The sequence below is a fragment of the Paenibacillus sp. MER 180 genome (assembly GCF_023713665.1).
In the GTDB taxonomy this organism is placed as follows: Bacteria; Bacillota; Bacilli; order Paenibacillales; family Paenibacillaceae; genus Paenibacillus_B; species Paenibacillus_B suaedae.
The window spans coordinates 191,015-210,125 of record NZ_JAMAVT010000002.1; the positions used below are offsets into that span (position 1 = coordinate 191,015).

The following is a 19,111-nucleotide window of genomic DNA, read 5'->3' on the forward strand; positions in this document are numbered from 1 at the left end:
ACTGGGTACCCATGTATTTCACAAATCAGGTCGCATCCTACGCGGATGCGTGGATTGAAATAACCATAGCTTTGATCCATATCGCAGGGTCATTAGTCGCATCCTACGCGGATGCGTGGATTGAAATTATCACTTGGTGGCGCGTTGTCTAGTGTTGGTATGTCGCATCCTACGCGGATGCGTGGATTGAAATCCAGACGGAACGCCCCCAATTCTCCACCTGTGCCAGTCGCATCCTACGCGGATGCGTGGATTGAAATAAAAGTAAGGTTATGGTGTATATTGGAAGCGTGTAGTCGCATCCTACGCGGATGCGTGGATTGAAATTTAATTTTAAGTGAAGCTGTACAGGAACTAAATGTGTCGCATCCTACGCGGATGCGTGGATTGAAATTTAAAGGATAATAAATATGAATGCAGATATATTAGTCGCATCCTACGCGGATGCGTGGATTGAAATTGTAAAGCTGAGTCGGTGCATTTAATGAAATTAGTCGCATCCTACGCGGATGCGTGGATTGAAATATCCAAGATAATACCGTGTATAAGGCGACATCTCGAGTCGCATCCTACGCGGATGCGTGGATTGAAATTGCTTTGTCTCTACTTCTCGCATGGAGTAACCGTAGTCGCATCCTACGCGGATGCGTGGATTGAAATTATCGACTCCGGTACCTGTGCATAGGTTACTGTCGTCGCATCCTACGCGGAAGCGTGGATTGAAATTTCGTCGCACTGTGCGGAGTCGATTCCGGATACAACGTCGCATCCTACGTGGATGCGTGGGATGAAATGAATTAAATAAGAATGCGAAGCAAGCATTTCTACTACATGATTCATGCGATCATGGAGCGAAATGCTTGTTTTTTTGCGTAGAACATATATTCGCTGACAAGATTTGTCGTTGAGAGCCTCTATAATAGAGACAATATATCTCAGAGAGGTGACAAAAAATAGCTATGAGTTCAACGGTTAGTGAGCAACAACTTCATCCGAATGTCATACCCTACTGGCGGATATACCGATTTCTGTCAATACTAAAGAAGACTGCACTGGTCAGTATTCCGATTGCCATTCATCTGTTATGGCTCCCTCAATGGAAGTGGATCATGTATGCAGCAACGGCATATCTCCTTTTTCATTGGTGCAAAGCATTATTCTATATCTTCTATGGGGTTCGATTCTCTTATGCACGAAGAAGCTATGTCCTGACTTCTGATGAAATTATAATCCGGTGGGGCAATATATGGTCTGCTCATTCATCGGTTATTCCGCTCAGCCGCGTGCTGCATGTGGTTATCGAGCAGGATGTCATTCAAAAAAAGCTTGGCATATCTGATCTGGCCATTGTGACGGCAGGTGATGCGAACTACATCTTAGGCTTGTTGGAGGAAGATACGACAAAGCTGCGGCGACAGGTCATTGAGCTCGCCAAGATAGGGGATACGGGTGCGTATGGTGAATAGACAGCATCCAATCAAGATTCTCGTTCATGTATACCGTTCCGTCCGTTACATGATTATTCCGTATACACTTATGCTGTTCAACGAGATTAAGGCAGGAACAGGACAGCAACCATACTGGGTGTATGGATTGGCGGTGGTAATCGGTGTTTCTATTTTGCTGTGGTCTATGATTACGTGGTGGAAAGACACTTATCAGATCGATGAGTCTGCACTTCTGATTCAACAAGGGGTATTCAACACGACTCATCGAACAATCCCACTGGAACGGATTACGAATATATCGATGAAGGCAACGTGGATGGATCGAATCATGGGGGCGACAACCATAGAATTGCAAACCTCTGATTCGAATGAGGAGGCGGATGCAACATTTGTACTGACAAGAGACAAGGCGGACATTCTCCTTGCTGAGATCAATCTGTCAGTGCGTAGTCACGGTCAAGCCAAGCCATCATGGGTGCTTCAGCCGAAGGATATTTTTATGAGATCCATTAGCTCGAATACGTTTTGGATGGGAGTACCCTTGTGTCTATCCATCGTTACGTATATATGGGATTGGATTGAGCCTCGTGCTGAGGGAGAAGAAGTAAGCTTGGTAGCCTTTTTCAAAAATGAAATGTGGAAAATGATACTCAACATAGATGTTATACCCGTCCTGCTCCAAGTTCTTGGAATTATTGCTTTATGTGCGTTCGCTACATGGTTGTTCTCGCTTGTCATGTTGCAAATTCGATATAATCGATGGACCGTTATCCGAGACGGCGCATATCTGCATGTGCAGTATGGCTGGCAGGAGAGAAAGTCTATTTCCCTTCATGTAGCCAAAATTCAGTCGATTCGCATCAAGGAGCATTTACTCAGTCGAGCGTTCGGCTATGTATCTATCTGGATGGATTGCGTAGGGTATGAGGGGGAACGGCGAATGAAGCTGCTTCTACCTGCGGTTCATCGTCCAGAACTGTATACTGCTATGGAGCGTTTGCTTCCTGAATTCACCTTAACGATGCCTAAGCGGAACCTGCCTTCGGGCAAGGCGATGTATTTTATTGGGCTCCCTCTCGCTATGGGGATGCTTGTTATCGGATTGGGTGCTTGTATGTCAATTTGGGCTTGGTTAGCAACGCCGTTGATAGCGGCAGTGTATTGGTCAGGTAGAAAAAGGTATGCCGGAATGTACTGGGATACTCACGGCAAACAATTTGTGCTTGCAAAGCCTGGCATCACCCGAACAACGATCTATGTCCTTAGACAAGCTATTCAATCTATCGATTATCATCAGAATAGGATTCAGCATGGATTTGGCATCTATCAGGTGGAAATCATCATCAATTCGCCGTCGAAAGCCAAGGAATACATATTTACAGGCGCAGCCGAAGGAGATATTGCGAAGTTAATTGACTGGTATAAAGGGCAGCAACGTTATTGAACATTGCTCATAAGCGCAGGAGATGACGAAATCCTCTATTTGGATAAATTGGGCAGGAAGACCTATGGGCGTTGTCGAATATCCAATATTTATAGGGGATTTCAACATCTGGAGGGAAGCACAACCATGTCGGATAAAATGATTAAGGTCATGAAGATCATTATGGCGATACAGGCGAATCCAGGCATATCTGCGCTGGAGTTGGCACGCAAATGTGAAGTGTCAGATCGAACGATCTATAGATATTTACGCACACTAGACTTTGTTGCTCCGGTAACGAATGAAGGATATGGGGCAGGGTATCACTTTATCGGCAACTTTGCGCTGTATCCGCTTAATTTTACAGAGGAAGAGGAGATGGTATTTTCCATTCTTCCTTCAATGTTAGACAAGAGTAAGCTGACGCCTGAATTCGATTCGGCATACGACAAAGTCATGGCGACGCATGTGAAAGAGAAGCAGAAGCGACGGGATGCGATGGAAAGCTTTGCGAATCTCATTCAGATGGGGGCGCCTGCCTACAAGGAAGACAGTCCGAATTACCTTCTTCCGATCATGGAGGCAATTGTGGCTCAGAAGACGATTCGCGTCATTTATCATACTCAGAGTCGCAATGCGGAGAGCGAGAGGGAAGTCGACCCTTACTGTTTAGTACCACGCGAACAGCGCTTCTACTTGATTGGGTTTTGCCATCGAAATGAAGAGATTCGAATGTTCCGTATGAGCCGCTTTCGCCATGTAGAGATGACGAACAGCAGCTTCGATAAAGGGGACTTCAATATTCAACAGTATATGAAGCATACTTGGTCGGTGCATCGCGGAGAAACGCTAATCACGTTCAAGGTGAAATTCCAGCCTGATGTGGCGAGATACATCAAGGAAGAAGAGATGTTCGTTCGTCCCAAGATGACGGATATGCCTGATGGGAGCTTGCTGTTCGAGGCAACCGTGAATCATGAACAGGGCTTCCTGAACTGGGTAGCACAGTATGGGCCGTCGGCGGAAATATTGGAGCCGCAGTCGATTAGGGAGAAATTCGAAGAGCAGCTGAGGTGTTGGATAGGCGTATACAATAATTAGCATGTACATACCTATAGCTGCCGTTTGCGCCATGCAGCAGATAGCGGCAAGCAAATTGTCGAGGCGGCGCAAACGATCCAGACCGCCTATTTCCGGGACAATGATCCGCAGGTGCTAGAGCGTATCGACGCTCAAGTGGCGCAGATGGAATTGTTCTGAATAGCCAACTTAAGGCGAACATTGATTTCCTAGTGAGTCACTGAGGAAATTACGAGGGCATAAGTAGTCAAACCGTAGCAAGAAATGAAGCTATCCTAAAGGTGCGTTGCACCTTTAGGATAGTTTCTATTTCCTTTACCTACATCACTATTAGTATTTAAATCCACGCCAAGTAGGCGACGAAGATAGATCATTAATATTTTAGTAGAAAAAATAGGGAGAATCAATATGCGCTTATTTACATTTCTAGCCATCATTCGTTATAATTATAAGGTACATAGATACTTTCACTAAAAGTGAAGTACATTAGATCTTGCTTTATATTAGAATTTCCTTGAGACACCTAAGCAATCACTCCATGTACAGAGCTCCTTTATTAATTTATTTAGATATTAAGACTCCATCGAGAATAGGTTTTGAGATTATTTCAGGAGGGAATTTAGTTGAGTTGGACTTTAATCCATCGTAACGGTGAACATTATGAGGGAGACTTCAGCTTACTGACTAAGACTGATCTAGTACAACTAAAAAAGAACAATGGATGGACACGTGGATTAAATTGGGGCGCATATTTACAGAAAAATGAAGAGTTCACAGCGTATAAGTTACAAGTTATTGGAGATACCCATATTCAAGGGCTAATTGCTGTAGCTATCAGAGATGGGTACGTAGAATTAGCACTTGTAGAAAAATCGAAGCACAATCGAAAGCCGGTGCAACAATTTAGAAATATTGGAGAAGTTTTATTCGCGCAAGCTTGTTTGCTCAGTGTAGAAAATAATGGAGATGGATATGTATTGCTCAGAGCGAAGACCGGCTTAATTAATCACTATATTCATTATTATCGAATGGAAGTAGTTAATAGCAGACAGCAATTGATGGCTATTCCCCCTGTTGAAGCCAAAAGGTTAATTGAGCTATACTATAGACAAAGGAGCTGATGCAATATGCACAAGTCCAAATCCTTGCAAACGGTTCGTGTTATAGGGCGGAAAGATGGTAATATCGACCCGCTCGATGATGGAATTCTGGCTGTTCCCATTCCAGCGCAGCATCGTGCAGATGCTGATATTGAGATGAAGAATTATATCCAGCGTAATAAACATAATAAGCAGTCTTTGTAAAAACAATAAATTCCAGAAAAAGAGGATCGCATGTTCAATGCGTCCTCTTTTTGCGTTATGTTGAAAGTAGTGTGTTATTGCGATTGCTGCTCAAGTCTGCTGAGCATGAGCCGGTAACTTCCGTTGCCATTGTGCAGGATACGCTTGACGCGCGAAATAATGGCCGTGCTTGCGCCAGTCTCCGCTTCGATTTCCATATACGTGTTGCCGTTCAACAGCAATTTGGCGACTTCCAACCGTTGGGACAGTGCCTGCAATTCTTTGGGTGTCGTCAATTCCTCAAAAAAATCATAACATTCCTCAATGCTTTGCAGCTTCATTATGGCCTCCAGCAATTGCTCAATCGCCGGGTCGCCGGAACGCTTGGCACACATATCGTCGATCAACTCCAATTCGAAATGAATACCACGAATGCGCTTACGCTTTACTTTTTGACAAGAAGACGTCTATTTCCTTCTATTTGTTCAAAAAACATTCACATTCAATTCAATGAAGATACGCTCCACTTGTTTGCTTCCTCACTGCGATAGTGCGTCGATGCGGTTTATCCCCGCCGAATTCATGCGTATCAGTTCAGCCGCGGTTCTTCCGCCGTGCGTTGGAGCATGGGCGCGTTCGAGTACACTTTTGCTAGATATTGGTATCCATCATATACTCTCAGTGGAAGCAATCAATGTGAGTGTAGGAGGATGTTGAATGAAGAGACAAGAGGTTTTCGAATTAACGGAGAAAGAGATTTTCCCAATTCAAGAAATCGACTACATTGAACTTTATACAGGGAACGCAAAGCAAGCGATGCACTATTTCGTAAAAGGGTATGGATTCCGCCCTATTGCCTACTCTGGACTGGAAACCGGAAACCGGGAGCAAGTATCGTATGTAATCGAGCAGAATAAAATTCGGTTCGTACTCTCTGGCGCTCTCTCTGACGACCATCCAATTGCCGAGTTCGTTAAATTGCACGGGGACGGGGTCAAAGATGTTGCATTGCGGGTTAGTAATGTTGAAAAGGCTTACAAGGATGCGGTCTCACGCGGCGGAATTCCCATTATGGAGCCGGTCGAATATTCGGATGAGCACGGCAAGGTCAAAAAAGCGATTATAGGCACATATGGAGATACGATTCATACGCTGATCGAGCGGGATAATTACGAAGGATTGTTCCTTCCTGGCTATCAATCCATCGAAGATACCCTTCCACATCAATCGTCCGGACTGATCGGCATCGATCATGTCGTCGGCAATGTGGAACAAATGGAAGAATGGGTAGCTTACTATGAAAATGTGATGGGCTTCAAGCAAATGATTCATTTCGATGACAAGGATATCAGCACGGAATATTCGGCCTTGATGTCTAAAGTGATGCATAACGGCGGCAGAATTAAATTCCCGATCAACGAGCCGGCGACTGCCAAGCGCAAATCGCAGATTCAGGAGTATCTGGAATATTACAAAGGAGCGGGTGTACAGCATCTAGCGCTGCTGACGAACGATATTGTCTCTACGGTTACGGCGCTTCGCGAGAACGGGGTCGAGTTCCTGAGCACGCCCGATTCCTACTATGAAATGCTGACGGAACGGGTTGGAAGCATTGACGAAGATATTGCCAAGCTTCAGGAATTGAAAATTTTGGTGGATCGCGATGATGAAGGCTATTTGCTGCAAATCTTCACGAAGCCGCTTGTCGATAGACCGACGTTGTTTTTCGAGATTATTCAACGCAAAGGAGCTATTGGCTTCGGCGAAGGCAATTTCAAGGCCTTGTTCGAATCGATCGAACGGGAGCAGGAGCGCCGCGGCAACTTGTAGCCCCGCGCCGCAGGAAGGAGTAGAAGCCGCATGAATATTACACCGCATGATCTGCATTGGAGAGACGCTTATAAGCTGATGATAGGCTCCATCCTGCCGCGACCGATTGCTTTTGTGTCCACGATCGATTCGAACGGTATGGCGAACCTGGCGCCGTTCAGTTTTTTCACAGCAATCTGCGCGGATCCGCTTATGATCTGCTTCGCCCCGATGCGCCGAGGGACGGACGGATGCAAGAAGGACACGCTCGTCAATATTGAAGCAACCGGCGAATTCGTGGTCAACATTGTTGGGGAACAGATTGTCGAGCCGATGAATGAGACAGCTGCTGAATTCGATCCTGAGGTGGATGAATTCCAAGTCACGGGCTTGACCCCGATCCCTAGCGAGCTCATTCGCCCCTACCGGGTTCAGGAAAGTGCCATTCACATGGAGTGCGTTCTCCATGATATCCTGCATTTCGGCGATCAGCCGGGCGCTGGCAGCCTTGTTATCGGCAAGGTCGTAATGATGCATATCAGCGACGAGCTGTATGCCGATGGCAAAATCGACATGGAGAAGCTGCTTCCGATTGGACGCATGGCCGGCCAAGTTTACACCCGTGCCGCTTCTGACACCTTCATATTGGAAAGAAAAAAGTAGTGGTATACGGAAAGCGGGAGGTTCTATGAAGTTCGTGACATTTGACACTGGAACCGGCTCGCCGCGTTCCGGTTGGCTGCGGGAAGGCTGCGTCGTCGATATGCATGAGGTCAGTGCAGGGCGGCTGCCGAGCGAATTGCTGGAATTTGTGCGCCGCCATGAGGATTATATGGAGGAGGCCGAGCGAATCGACAGCCGCCTTGGCTCAGATGCGAAGGCAATGCTCGCGCTTAAGGGCATCTATCCGGCATCCGATGTCGCCTTGCTCGCGCCGCTTCCGAAGCCGCCGAGCGTCCGCGATTTCTACGCCTTCGAAGCACATGTGATCGGGGCGAGGCGGAGACGGGGACTTGATATCATGCCGGAATGGTACCAGTTCCCGGTGTTTTATTTTAGCAACCATCAGGCCATTGTAGGCCCGAACGCGCTTATCCGCAAACCGACCGCCACCTCCGCTCTGGATTACGAGCTGGAGGTGGCCTGCGTCATCGGCAAGGAAGGACGCGATATTACTGCCGAAGAGGCTGATTCCTATATATTCGGCTATTGCATCATGAACGACTGGAGTGCGCGCGATATCCAGAGGGAGGAAGTGAAGGTCGGCCTCGGCCCGGCCAAGGGCAAGGATTTTGCCACCTCGCTCGGACCCTATCTGGTCACCAAGGACGAGCTGGAACGGTATCGTACAGGTGAGCGCCATGACTTGGAGATGACGGCTCGCGTCAATGGTGCCGAGTTGTCAAGAGGGAATATGCGCGACCTCCACTATACGTTCGGGAACATGCTCGCGCGGGCATCGTCAGACGTCACTTTGTATCCTGGGGATATTATTGGATCGGGTACGGTCGGAACCGGCTGCCTTCTCGAACTGGGGCCGGAGGTTCACCGCTGGCTGGAGCCCGGCGATGTCGTCGAATTAGAGGTCACGGGACTTGGCTTGCTGCGTAATACCATCGGTTAGGCGAAGAAGCCGCTCAACCGGTATTGAATTGGAAAGAGGAGGATTCGTGTTATGGCCTATTACCGCCGCATGGGAGACATCCCTGGAAAGAGGCATACGATGTTCCGCAAGCCGGACGGCACCCTGTACCGTGAGCAAGTGATGGGAACGAAGGGGTTCTCCGGCATTCAGTCGATCTTGTATCACCATTATCCGCCGACGGCTATCAGCAAGGCGGAAGTGCATGCCGTCTTCGATATTGAGTTCGAAGAGCAGGGGGCGCTTCGCCACCGTCATCTATTGACTGGCGATTGCATGGATGCGGACGACGCTGTCGCTGGCAGACGCTATATGCTTGGCAATGAGGATCTGCTTATCGCGACTGCGAACGTCGATCAGCCGATGGATTATTTCTACCGGAACGGGGACGGGGATGAACTGTTGTTCGTACATGAAGGAGAGGGTGCCGTGGAGACGATGTTCGGCACGCTCCATTACCGTCCAGGGGATTATATCAACATACCGATCGGCACGATCTATCGCGTCATACCGGAGCTGGGGGGCGGACGTACAAAGCTCCTGGTCGTGGAAACGAACAGTTGGATTACAACGCCGAAGCGCTATCGCAACCCGCATGGCCAGCTTTTGGAGCATAGTCCGTTCTGCGAACGGGATTTCCGCGGGCCGGATAAGCTGGAGACTTACGCTCAGGTTGGTGAATTCGAAGTAAGAACGAAGTCTAGGGGATATATCCATCTGCATATATTCAACCATCATCCTTTTGATGTTGTAGGCTGGGATGGGTATTTGTACCCGTGGATTTTCAATATTGCCGATTTCGAGCCAATAACGGGCCGCATTCATATGCCGCCGCCGATTCACCAGACCTTCGAGGGGAATAACTTTGTCATTTGCTCCTTCGTGCCTCGATTATACGATTATCATCCCGATGGAATTCCTGCCCCCTATTTCCACAGCAATGTAGACAGCGACGAGGTGCTCTATTATGTCAGGGGCAACTTCATGAGCCGCAAGGGAGTGAAGGAAGGTTCCATTACCTTGCATCCATCAGGCATCCCGCACGGACCGCATCCTGGCAAGATCGAAGACAGCATCGGCAAAAAGGAAACGACAGAGCTTGCGGTCATGATCGACACGTTCCGTCCGCTGCGCGTTGTCAAGCAAGCTCTGTCCTACGAGGATAGTCAATACATGTACAGCTGGTGCGCGGGTTCGCCGGAAGCGTCGCGAACCGTGTAGGTGTGTGCATGAGGTGTAAGATACGCTGATGAAAGGAGCGCATCGCATGAAGGATAGGAAAGTCGTGCATTCCGCCGCTGAGGCGATACAGGGAATTCAGGACGGCGCTACCTTGATCGTGGGTGGATTCGGCCTATGTGGAATCCCCGAGTTGGCTATTGCGGCACTGAGAGACAGCGGCGTGAAAAATCTGACTGTTGTGAGCAACAATTGCGGCGTAGATGATTGGGGACTCGGTCTCCTGCTCGCGAACCGCCAGATTAAGAAGATGATCTCCTCGTATGTTGGGGAGAACAAAATATTCGAACGCCAGCTTCTGAATGGTGAGCTCGAGGTTGAACTCGTTCCGCAGGGCACGCTGGCTGAGCGCATTCGCGCGGGCGGAGCCGGTATCCCTGCCTTTTATACGGCTACCGGCGTCGGCACGCCGGTAGCGGAAGGCAAGGAGCTTAAAGAGTTCAACGGCCGCACATACCTGATGGAAGAGGCGATTGTCGGCGATTTTGCGTTCGTGAAGGCGTGGAAGGGGGATACGCTCGGAAATCTGATCTACCGGAAGACAGCCCAGAACTTCAATCCGCTGGCAGCAGCTGCAGGGAAAATTACGATTGCCGAGGTGGAGGAGCTGGTCGAGCCGAGACAATTGGATCCGAATCATATTCATACGCCTGGTATCTATGTGCAGCGGATACTTCACGGAACCGGATATGAAAAGCGGGTGGAACGGCGCGTTGTCCAGTCGGCGGCGCAGCAAGGAACGGAGGGATTCGCATGAGTGATGCACGTCAAGCCATCGTGCGGCGAGCAGTGCTGGAGATTGCGGATGGGATGACAGTCAATCTCGGCATCGGCATGCCGACCCTCATTGCAGGAATCATTCCGCCAGAGTTCGATGTGATGCTCCATTCGGAGAACGGCCTGCTCGGCATCGGGCCATACCCATTGGAGGGGAGCGAGGATCCGGATCTGATTAACGCAGGCAAGGAGACGGTAAGCGCTGTGGAAGGGGCGTCCTACTTCGACAGTGCCGAATCGTTCGCCATGATCCGCGGTGGTCATATCGATCTTGCCATTCTGGGCGGGATGGAAGTATCGGAGCAGGGTGATCTGGCGAATTGGATGATTCCCGGCAAAATGATTAAAGGCATGGGAGGCGCCATGGATCTGGTGAACGGCGCCCGGCGCATCGTCGTCATTATGGAGCATGTGAATAAGCATGGTGAATCTAAAATCAAGCGCGAGTGCAGTTTGCCGCTGACGGGCAAACGAGTCGTCGACCGGTTAATTACCGATTTGGCCGTATTTGATTTTACCGAAGAAGGCATGGTCTTGATCGAGACACAGCAAGGAGCTGACGTAGAAGAGATTCGTCACAAAACCGAGGCGACGTTCCGAATAAGCCCAGCATTGAACGCGGCGAACGCAACGCCTCGGGCATCGGAGTAAAGGGCTAAGGAGGAGCGTGTATGCAAGTGTCTGTCAAGATCTCGACGAGAAAAGAAATCGAGCCGCTCGGCGTGTACGTGCCGGGAAAACCGATTGAAGAGGTAAAACGGGAGTTCGGCCTTACGGAGATCATCAAGCTCGCGTCCAATGAAAATCCGTACGGCTGTTCGGAATTCGCCGCCCAGGCTATTGTACGCGAAATGGAGAAGTGCGCCTTGTATCCGGAAGGAACTGCTCCCGAATTGGCGGCGAAGCTGTCAGCTCATCTGGGCGTGGAGCCTGAATATTTCATTGTCGGCAATGGTTCCGACGAAATTATCCGTTTACTAACACGGAGTTATATCGCCGCAGGTGACGAGGCGATAATGGCCGATGTCACATTCCCTCGTTACGATACGAACGTTCGTATTGAGGGTGGCATTCCCGTTGCGGTGCCGCTCATTGAGGGCGTTCATGATCTGGACGGCATGTTGAAGGCGATCGGCAGCAGGACGAAGATGATCTTCATATGCAACCCGAACAATCCAACAGGGACAATTGTGAGGCGAAGCGAGCTGCTTGCCTTCATCGAGCAGGTACCGCGTCATATTTTGCTGGTCATCGACGAGGCATATTACGAGTATGTGTCCGACCCGGACAACTTACAGACCATACCTCTGCTTGCCAGCTATCCAAATCTGGTCATCTTGCGCACGTTCTCTAAGATTTATGGCTTGGCTGCGCTGCGAGCAGGCTACGGTATGATGCATCCGAGCATTGTGCAGGAGCTGATCAAGGTAAAGGAACCGTTCAATTCGAATCGGATGGCGCAAGCTGCGGCTCTTGCCTCACTGGATGATACGACGTTCGCCGAAGACTGCGCCCGGCGGAATGAGGCGGAGAGAACCAAGCTGGTTGCGGAATTGAAGCAGTTGGGTCTGTCCTGCTATCCATCGCACGCCAACTTCCTGATGGTGAAGCTGAATTGTTCTGGTGACGACGTATTCCGCTCGTTACTGGAGCGGGGTGTGGTAGTGCGCGCGGGCAGTTTGCTTGGCTATCCGGATACGATTCGTGTATCCATAGGAACGGAGCAGGAAAATCAAGTGTTCATCGAGGCGCTGCGGCATATTCTCGGTCCTTGCGTCAAATCGGTTTGAACCAATCGCGCGCTTCTTTATTGCTGACCTATGTTCGAACGGTTGGTATTGGGATATAACGAGCTATGTTTGCATAGCGATGACTTGAATGATTATCTATTGCACTTAGTAACTATCGATGGTTATCAGTAAATATCAATGTCTATCGGTGACTATCAGTCACTATCAGTGACTAAATAATGCATTGCAGATGGGGGTGGCGATCTGTCTGACGTTGTAATTGCAAGCGCTGTGCGAACGCCGATCGGCGCGTTCATGGGCGGATTGAGCACAGTACCGGCTGTTGAACTGGGAGCGCGGGTTATCGCAGAAGCACTGGGGCGAGCCGGAGTACAGCCGGGAGCAGTGCACGAAGTGATCATGGGCAATGTACTGCAGGCGGGCAGCGGCCAAGGGCCAGCACGTCTGGCCGCAATAAAGGCAGGGCTTCCCTGCGAGGTTCCGGCCGTTACGATTAATAAAATATGCGGCTCGGGTTTGAAGGCGGTCATCATGGCTGCGCAGGCCATCAAGGCAGACGATGCAGATCTCATTGTCGCGGGCGGCATGGAAAATATGTCACTAGCGCCTTATGTATTGGCGCAGGGAAGAACGGGATATCGGCTTGGGAATGGGGTAGTTGAGGACAGCATCCTCAAAGACGGACTTACCTGCTCGATATGTGACATTCATATGGGCAAAACTGCGGAAAATATTGTGGGAAAATATGGCATTGCGAGAGAAGAGCAAGATGCCTTCGCTCTGACGAGTCAACAGCGGGCTCGCGAGGCATGGGAGCGCAGCGAGTTCTCCGCTGAAATCGTGCCGGTGGAGATTCGAACCAAGAAGGGGCTGGCGACGATTGAAGCCGATGAGCATTTCCGTCCTGATGTGACGGCTGCTGCCCTGGCCCGACTCAAGCCTGCATTCCAGCCAGACGGCACGGTAACAGCCGGAAATGCTTCCGGCATTAACGATGGGGCGGCAGCGCTAGTGGTCTGCTCTGGGCGTATGGCGAAGCAGCTTGGGCTGTCTGTGTTGGCGCGCGTCCGCGGCTATGCCTGCACCGGCGTGGATCCAGCCTATATGGGCATGGGCCCTGTATCAGCCGCGCAGGCGGCGGTAAAGAAGGCGGGCATGTCGCTGGCGGATATTGACCTGGCGGAAATAAATGAAGCTTTCGCCGCCCAATCTATTGCCGTCATCGGTGAGCTCGGGATCGATCCAGCGATCGTCAATGTGAACGGCGGCGCCATTGCACTCGGGCATCCGATTGGCGCCAGCGGCGCGCGTATCCTCGTGACGCTGTTGCATGCCATGAAGCGCAGGCAAGCAGCCACTGGGCTCGCCACCTTGTGTGTCGGCGGCGGCCACGGCGTCGCTGTCATCGTCGAGCAAGTGTAACCTTTCCATTACGTAGCACCTCCGATTCCCATTGAGTCGGAGGTGTTGTCGTCTGATAGAGCTAAGGAAGAATAAACATGAATGAAGTCGTGAAGGGTCTAAGATGATATGGCTTTATCCTGTATCCGATGATGTGGACAAAATGGCTCCATCTTGGTCAAGTTTAAATGTGAAATATTGTATAATGATAAAAGGCAGTATATTTCAAGCAGTATATTTCAAAGAAAAAAGGAGGAAAAGCATGAAGCAAACCCCATCAGTTGAAGCTTTGTTTAAACCTTTCTCGATTGGCCCACTAGAGCTGAGTAATCGCATTGTCATGGCGCCTATGACGCGCATGTTCTCTCCAGAGGGTATTCCAGGGGAGAATGTGGAGGCGTACTATAGACGTCGTGCAGAGAATGGTGTTGGGCTTATTATAACGGAAGGTACAGTCATTAATCATCCTGCTTCCTCATCACACCCAAATATTCCGAGATTTTATGGAGAAGACGCCCTAGATGGTTGGTCTAGGATCGTTCAGTCGGTACATAAGGCGGGGGGAAGAATCATTCCACAGCTATGGCATGTCGGAACCCAGCGCGCAGTTGGGCAAGCGCCGAATCCAGAGGCTTTGCCTATTGGACCATCGGGTATAACAGCTGATGGCTTGAAGGTAAATGAACCGATGACGAAGAACGAAATTGACATGGTAGTGGATGCATTTGCTCAAGGTGCAGCAGATGCGCAAAGACTTGGTTTTGACGGTATTGAGCTCCATGGGGCACATGGCTATCTTATCGACCAATTTTTCTGGGAACAAACGAATCAACGAAAGGACGAGTATGGAGGCGGGATCGTAGAACGGACGCGTTTTGCAGTTGAGATTGTGAAAGCTTGCAGACATGCTGTTGGCCCAGACTTCCCGATCATATTCCGTTTCTCCCAATGGAAAAGAAGACCCTTTACGGCTAAATTGGCTTATACATCCGAAGAGTTGGCTCAATTTTTATCTCCGTTGGTAGATGCCGGGGTAGATGTATTTCATTGCTCAACTCGTCGTTTTTGGGAACCCGAATTCGAAGGCTCTTCTCTTAATTTGGCTGGATGGACGAAGAAGATTACAGGCAAACCCGTAATAACTGTAGGCTCTGTGGGACTAGACAGTGAATTTTTAAGTTTCTTTGCGGAGGGTAAAGGGGCCCAGAATGTAAGCATTGACGGGTTGATTGAGAGACTTGAGCAAGATGAGTTTGATTTGGTAGCAGTGGGCCGGGCTTTGCTCGTCGATCCCGCGTGGGCTGCAAAAATACGCGACGGAAAAGTGGATGAGTTGATTCCATTTACAAAGGAAGCGTCAACTGTTTTATTCTAAAATGTTGGTTTACCTCGTTTAAAGAAACAGCTGTTGGAGGCATTCCTCCACGTTGACGGTTATTGTGATTACTTGTATAATTTTGGATAACATGAATGTCAATGAAAAGAGGGTTACTCTTGTCTCCACGTACGAAAGAGCAGAACGAAGAAATTCGAAAACAGCGAAAACAAGAAATATTGCAAGCAGCCATACTTGTGTATGCAGATAAAGGATATTCAGCTGCCGAGGTTGGTGATATCGCTGCAAAGGCCGGACTGGCGCGCGGTTTGATGTACCATTATGTTGATTTTCCACTTCTAGATACGACCGTATCGAGTTCCCAATAGACAAAACTACTACATATCTATCTCTTCTAGTCGTTGGCTGTTAGACACCCACTGATAAATCATCTTGAAGCTGTGCACTCTAATAATGAAAAATTGTGAATAGCCCTGTTGGTTTATTCTGTACAAATGGTGTCGCGAAGACTTCCATTTTACATAAAATCCAACAGGGCTTTATTTCTAGTGTCTTACTTCATATTAGAATTCGCCATCTAATCGCCGTCATTCTTCCGATGATGCGGACATAATGCTTCCATCATGGCTACGGTTTCCTTGTCTAAGTCTTTATCTCGTTCCAGCAGACCATTCGTCACGATTTCAAATTTCTCTTCTTTCATATTTTGTCCGAATTTATACTTGGCTGATAACTCATGCACGTTGATGCGGACAACGGAGGTGCTTTTGATCTGACCCGTATAGTCTGGATCCTCCGGATCAATCGGAGCATAGCCTCCCTCTGGCTGAAGCTTCTGCATAAAGGCGGTCAATGCTTCCGCTTTCTCTGTTAGATCCGACACCTTTTCCGCATGGCCTTTGATCAGAACCGATTTGAAGAATGCTGTTGCAGGGCAGGCCAGCTTCGCTTCAGTGAAATAGGAGGGAATGATTGCGTACTCCTTCGCCACAGAGAATGTAACACGCTGATCTACCTTGATGTTCTTCATCTTGCGTCCTGATACGCTGCCGTGAAAATAAATAAAGCCGTTGTGATATACAAAATTAAGCGGGGTAAGCTCTGGCCATCCATCCTCATTGATCGTCCCGAGAATGCCAAAGCTCATTTCTTGCATAAATTGCTCGGTTTCCACTGTGTCCATGACTTCGAATTCTTTTCTTCGCATTAACAAAGACCTCCTCCGATTACTCCATTCGATCTTGTTTGTGTAGTATTTAGCTTACCTCACGAATTGACAATGAAAAAGATCCAATTTAGATTAGTTTTACTAGACCATTGGTGACGGAGGATGAGTTTATGCAATTCCACATTCCTTACCATTCCTATCTGGAACAATATCCATCTAAACGCCTCGCACTGTATCATGCCATCCGAGATTCCATTGCCTCACAAGTATTTGTAAAGGATACAAGACTGCCATCGAGCCGGGAAATGGCTGCCCTGTTCGGGCTATCTCGGGGAACTGTCAATGAGGTGTACGATATGTTGTCTGCTGAAGGTTATATTTCAAGCGGGGTGGGAAAGGGAACCTTTGTTGCGTTCCAGCCCTCAACCAAGAGAGGAACTGATACTCCCTGTCAAGAGCTGAACGTATTGTCCGACTGGGGGATGCGTCTGAAGGAGATCGAGGAACGGCGGGATGAAAATAGTGGAATGCGCATCAAGGCCGGCTTGAGAGTAGCGAATTTCAAAGAGTTCGGTCCTGGTACACAATGGTTTCCAGATAAAGAGTGGAATCGCAGCTTGTATGCGCAGGCCAGATTGCTGCACAGCAGTGATCGAATGAACCTATTGGTGTCCACATTAGGCGATGATAGGCTTAGAGACAGTATTGCCCAATATATAAGGCGAGCACGGGGCATAGCTGCTGATCCGAGTCAGGTGATTGTGTTCAATGGTTCGAAGCAGGCACTCGCTTTGACGGCACAGTTGTTCATTAATCCTGGGGATCGCGTAGTTGTTGAGAATCCGGGATATACGGGAGCAATACATATCTTCCAGACGCTAGGGGCGAGCTGTGTTCATGCACCTATTGATGGACAGGGGATAATACCGCATGATTGGCAGGCTAAGCTGCTTCTTGTGACGCCTAACCGCCAGTTTCCGACAGGGGCTGTGTTGACAATGGAGCGCCGTCAGCAACTGCTCGCTTGGGCTTCGGAGAACAATGCGCTCATTCTAGAAGACGATTATGACAGCGTGTTCCGTCATCGGGGCAAATCGCTGGAGCCGTTGAAAGTGTTAGATAGTGAGGGTCGAGTCATCTATATCGGAAGCTTCAGCAACACGCTGCTCCCACATATACGCATCGGTTATGCGGTTGTGCCGACATCGCTCGTCTCCGTGTTCGCTAAAGCGAAGGGGGTATTCGAGCCGAATCCGAGCAACTTGCTGGAGCAGCGCACGTTGGCTTCTTGGATGCACAATGGCCAATATGAACGGCATCTACGAAGAATGAAGCGGGTGTATGGGAAGAAGTTCAAGCTGCTGCAGGATTTGTTGACGGCACATGTATCGCACTTGTTCCATTGGATCGAAGCGGATGCCGGATTAAGCATTTTCGGATGGTGGCGAGGCAGCACAGAGCAATATGTCACGTTTCGTACAAAGTGCTCGGAAGAAGGCATTTACTGGTCTGATACCTGCATTCAGGAAGAAACTGGTGAAGGTATGAATCAGTATGGTGCGTACTTTTATTTCCCTCGAATGTCTGAAGAGGACATGATTTATGGGGTTATGAAGATGAAGGAGGTTTGGGCGAGTCTGGTGGTGGAAGGATGAAGGCAAGTGAAGTGTCAGTTTAGCAGACAGAACAGATAGCGCAAAGTATTGAGGAGAACGAACAGATTGTCTTCCCTTGTGTGCGAATCGAATTTTACACTTTCCCGGTTACACGGTCTTAGATCGACTTCACCCTGCATACAGTGCAAGGAGGGAGTGTGATCCAATGATCGAGAATGAGAAGATAAAGAGATATTATAAGCTGAAGCAGCAGCAAAAGGAAATTGAGGATGAGCTGTCGGCGCTGCGAAGCGATATTATTCAATACTGTGAAGAGCAGGGAGAGTCAGAGATAGACGTGGGCAATTTCCATGTGAGGCTGGTTCAGCAACAGTATAGACAATATGATGATGCCAAGCTGTATGCGGCTCTGCCTGACCCGGAAGTATGGCGCTTGCTGTCCAAGCCGGATACTGCGAAGATAAAGAGCTTGATACAACTGGGTGTCATTTCAGATGAGAGCATTTCAGACACGTACAGCGTGCATCCGAAGGTATTGCTTCATGTGGATAAAAAGTAATTGATTTCGGGAAAATCGAAGTAGAGGGCATCGGCAAAGCAAGGATACTGTCGATGTCTTTTTGCTGTATGGAGCAAACGATGCTCATGGAGGGAATGTATCTGAAAATCGAAATTTATTTATTTTTCAGGAAACATTTTACATATATTCAACGTATAAGAAGAAACGAAATATATGAGCGTCATCGATAGAGTGGACAACATGGAGAAGGTTAGTAGGTTGCTAGATTTGCAATCAGCATTCGGGATGTTCTTCATTTACACACCGATTATGCGAGGTGATTCATAATGTGTTATCTTCACTTCCCCCATGATCTTCAAATGCTTGAGAAAATCGAACGACTTAAAAAGCAACTTATTTCGATTGTCAATGAAAAGAACGATTTCAAAGATGATGAGGTTGTGAGGATTAGTCAGGAATTAGATGTGTATTTGCTAGATTATCAAAAAAAACGATTGTTCGCTTCTACTTCTACCTCTACAGTACCTACTCAGAGGCAGAGGAAAGAGTCGATGGCGGAGTAGTACGTACATCCTCAAACTGCTGTCGACTCTTTAGACTCTGTAGACATCAATACAA

20 protein-coding genes and 1 CRISPR repeat array (1 of these 21 only partly in view) are annotated in these 19,111 nt (G+C 48.7%); of the genes, 18 read left to right on the forward strand and 2 right to left on the reverse strand.

Translation table 11 applies throughout. From position 1 onward, the window contains the following. A CRISPR array of direct repeats spans positions 1–794; the repeat unit is 32 nt; unit sequence GTCGCATCCTACGCGGATGCGTGGATTGAAAT (it extends 171 nt beyond the left edge of the window). A 165-nt stretch (positions 795–959) separates the two neighbouring features. From M3661_RS03495 to M3661_RS03515, 5 genes are all read left to right on the forward strand, one after another. After that, complete coding sequence (locus M3661_RS03495; protein ID WP_251482403.1) at positions 960–1,466, forward strand: PH domain-containing protein; 507 nt, start codon at positions 960–962, stop codon at positions 1,464–1,466. After that, positions 1,456–2,892: a PH domain-containing protein gene (locus M3661_RS03500; RefSeq protein WP_251482406.1), complete on the forward strand. Its 1,437-nt coding sequence runs from the start codon at positions 1,456–1,458 to the stop codon at positions 2,890–2,892. Before M3661_RS03495 ends, M3661_RS03500 begins: the two co-directional genes overlap by 11 nt. Positions 2,893–3,018: 126 nt before the next feature. Beyond that, on the forward strand, positions 3,019–3,972 hold the full coding sequence (locus M3661_RS03505; protein WP_251482409.1) for a helix-turn-helix transcriptional regulator: 954 nt from the start codon (positions 3,019–3,021) through the stop codon (positions 3,970–3,972). Positions 3,973–4,574: 602 nt separating this feature from the next. Further along, positions 4,575–5,072 carry a hypothetical protein gene (locus tag M3661_RS03510; protein ID WP_251482413.1) on the forward strand — a complete coding sequence of 166 codons (498 nt, stop codon included), beginning with the start codon at positions 4,575–4,577 and terminating at the stop codon, positions 5,070–5,072. Between the two features lie 6 nt (positions 5,073–5,078). Continuing rightward, the gene (locus M3661_RS03515) at positions 5,079–5,255 is read left to right on the forward strand and encodes a hypothetical protein (RefSeq protein WP_251482416.1); all 177 of its coding nucleotides are present in this window, start codon (positions 5,079–5,081) and stop codon (positions 5,253–5,255) included. A 74-nt stretch (positions 5,256–5,329) separates the two neighbouring features. Here M3661_RS03515 and M3661_RS03520 read toward each other — a convergent pair whose 3' ends face one another. After that, positions 5,330–5,629 (reverse strand): YerC/YecD family TrpR-related protein, encoded by a 300-nt coding sequence (locus tag M3661_RS03520; RefSeq protein WP_065293161.1) that lies wholly within the window; start codon positions 5,627–5,629, stop codon positions 5,330–5,332. A 322-nt stretch (positions 5,630–5,951) separates the two neighbouring features. On the opposite strand from M3661_RS03520, the gene hppD reads away from it, so the two are divergent. The 10 genes from hppD (at position 5,952) to M3661_RS03570 (ending at position 15,557) form a co-directional block, all read left to right on the forward strand. Continuing rightward, positions 5,952–7,064: a 4-hydroxyphenylpyruvate dioxygenase gene (gene hppD / locus M3661_RS03525; protein ID WP_072730438.1), complete on the forward strand. Its 1,113-nt coding sequence runs from the start codon at positions 5,952–5,954 to the stop codon at positions 7,062–7,064. Between the two features lie 30 nt (positions 7,065–7,094). Then, positions 7,095–7,706, forward strand: coding sequence for a flavin reductase family protein (locus M3661_RS03530; protein WP_021256898.1), 612 nt, complete (start codon positions 7,095–7,097; stop codon positions 7,704–7,706). 25 nt (positions 7,707–7,731) lie between these two features. Next, a complete protein-coding gene (locus M3661_RS03535; protein ID WP_065293158.1) occupies positions 7,732–8,667 on the forward strand; it encodes a fumarylacetoacetate hydrolase family protein in 936 nt (311 codons plus the stop codon). A gap of 51 nt (positions 8,668–8,718) precedes the next feature. Beyond that, positions 8,719–9,906: a homogentisate 1,2-dioxygenase gene (locus M3661_RS03540; RefSeq protein ID WP_065293157.1), complete on the forward strand. Its 1,188-nt coding sequence runs from the start codon at positions 8,719–8,721 to the stop codon at positions 9,904–9,906. A 46-nt stretch (positions 9,907–9,952) separates the two neighbouring features. Further along, positions 9,953–10,681 (forward strand): CoA transferase subunit A, encoded by a 729-nt coding sequence (locus M3661_RS03545; RefSeq protein WP_251482419.1) that lies wholly within the window; start codon positions 9,953–9,955, stop codon positions 10,679–10,681. Next, positions 10,678–11,352, forward strand: coding sequence for a 3-oxoacid CoA-transferase subunit B (locus M3661_RS03550; RefSeq protein WP_021256894.1), 675 nt, complete (start codon positions 10,678–10,680; stop codon positions 11,350–11,352). Before M3661_RS03545 ends, M3661_RS03550 begins: the two co-directional genes overlap by 4 nt. A gap of 20 nt (positions 11,353–11,372) precedes the next feature. Next, positions 11,373–12,491: a histidinol-phosphate transaminase gene (gene hisC / locus M3661_RS03555; protein ID WP_251482421.1), complete on the forward strand. Its 1,119-nt coding sequence runs from the start codon at positions 11,373–11,375 to the stop codon at positions 12,489–12,491. 204 nt (positions 12,492–12,695) lie between these two features. Next, the gene (locus tag M3661_RS03560; RefSeq protein ID WP_251482732.1) at positions 12,696–13,874 is read left to right on the forward strand and encodes an acetyl-CoA C-acetyltransferase; all 1,179 of its coding nucleotides are present in this window, start codon (positions 12,696–12,698) and stop codon (positions 13,872–13,874) included. A 241-nt stretch (positions 13,875–14,115) separates the two neighbouring features. Beyond that, positions 14,116–15,228 (forward strand): NADH:flavin oxidoreductase, encoded by a 1,113-nt coding sequence (locus tag M3661_RS03565; RefSeq protein WP_251482425.1) that lies wholly within the window; start codon positions 14,116–14,118, stop codon positions 15,226–15,228. A gap of 119 nt (positions 15,229–15,347) precedes the next feature. Next, positions 15,348–15,557 (forward strand): TetR/AcrR family transcriptional regulator, encoded by a 210-nt coding sequence (locus tag M3661_RS03570; protein ID WP_251482427.1) that lies wholly within the window; start codon positions 15,348–15,350, stop codon positions 15,555–15,557. Between the two features lie 209 nt (positions 15,558–15,766). Here M3661_RS03570 and M3661_RS03575 read toward each other — a convergent pair whose 3' ends face one another. Then, positions 15,767–16,396 carry a pyridoxamine 5'-phosphate oxidase family protein gene (locus M3661_RS03575; RefSeq protein ID WP_251482430.1) on the reverse strand — a complete coding sequence of 210 codons (630 nt, stop codon included), beginning with the start codon at positions 16,394–16,396 and terminating at the stop codon, positions 15,767–15,769. Positions 16,397–16,527: 131 nt separating this feature from the next. Here M3661_RS03575 and pdxR point away from each other — a divergent pair, with 131 nt between their 5' ends. The 3 genes from pdxR to M3661_RS03590 all read left to right on the forward strand — a co-directional run bounded on the left by pdxR (position 16,528) and on the right by M3661_RS03590 (position 19,056). Beyond that, entirely contained in the window at positions 16,528–18,012 is a 1,485-nt protein-coding gene (pdxR, locus tag M3661_RS03580) for a MocR-like pyridoxine biosynthesis transcription factor PdxR (RefSeq protein ID WP_251482433.1), read from the forward strand. 166 nt (positions 18,013–18,178) lie between these two features. Further along, entirely contained in the window at positions 18,179–18,532 is a 354-nt protein-coding gene (locus tag M3661_RS03585) for a hypothetical protein (RefSeq protein WP_251482436.1), read from the forward strand. A gap of 320 nt (positions 18,533–18,852) precedes the next feature. Next, positions 18,853–19,056, forward strand: a complete 204-nt coding sequence (locus M3661_RS03590; protein ID WP_251482734.1) for an aspartyl-phosphate phosphatase Spo0E family protein — start codon at positions 18,853–18,855, stop codon at positions 19,054–19,056. The last annotated feature ends 55 nt before the right edge of the window (positions 19,057–19,111 follow it).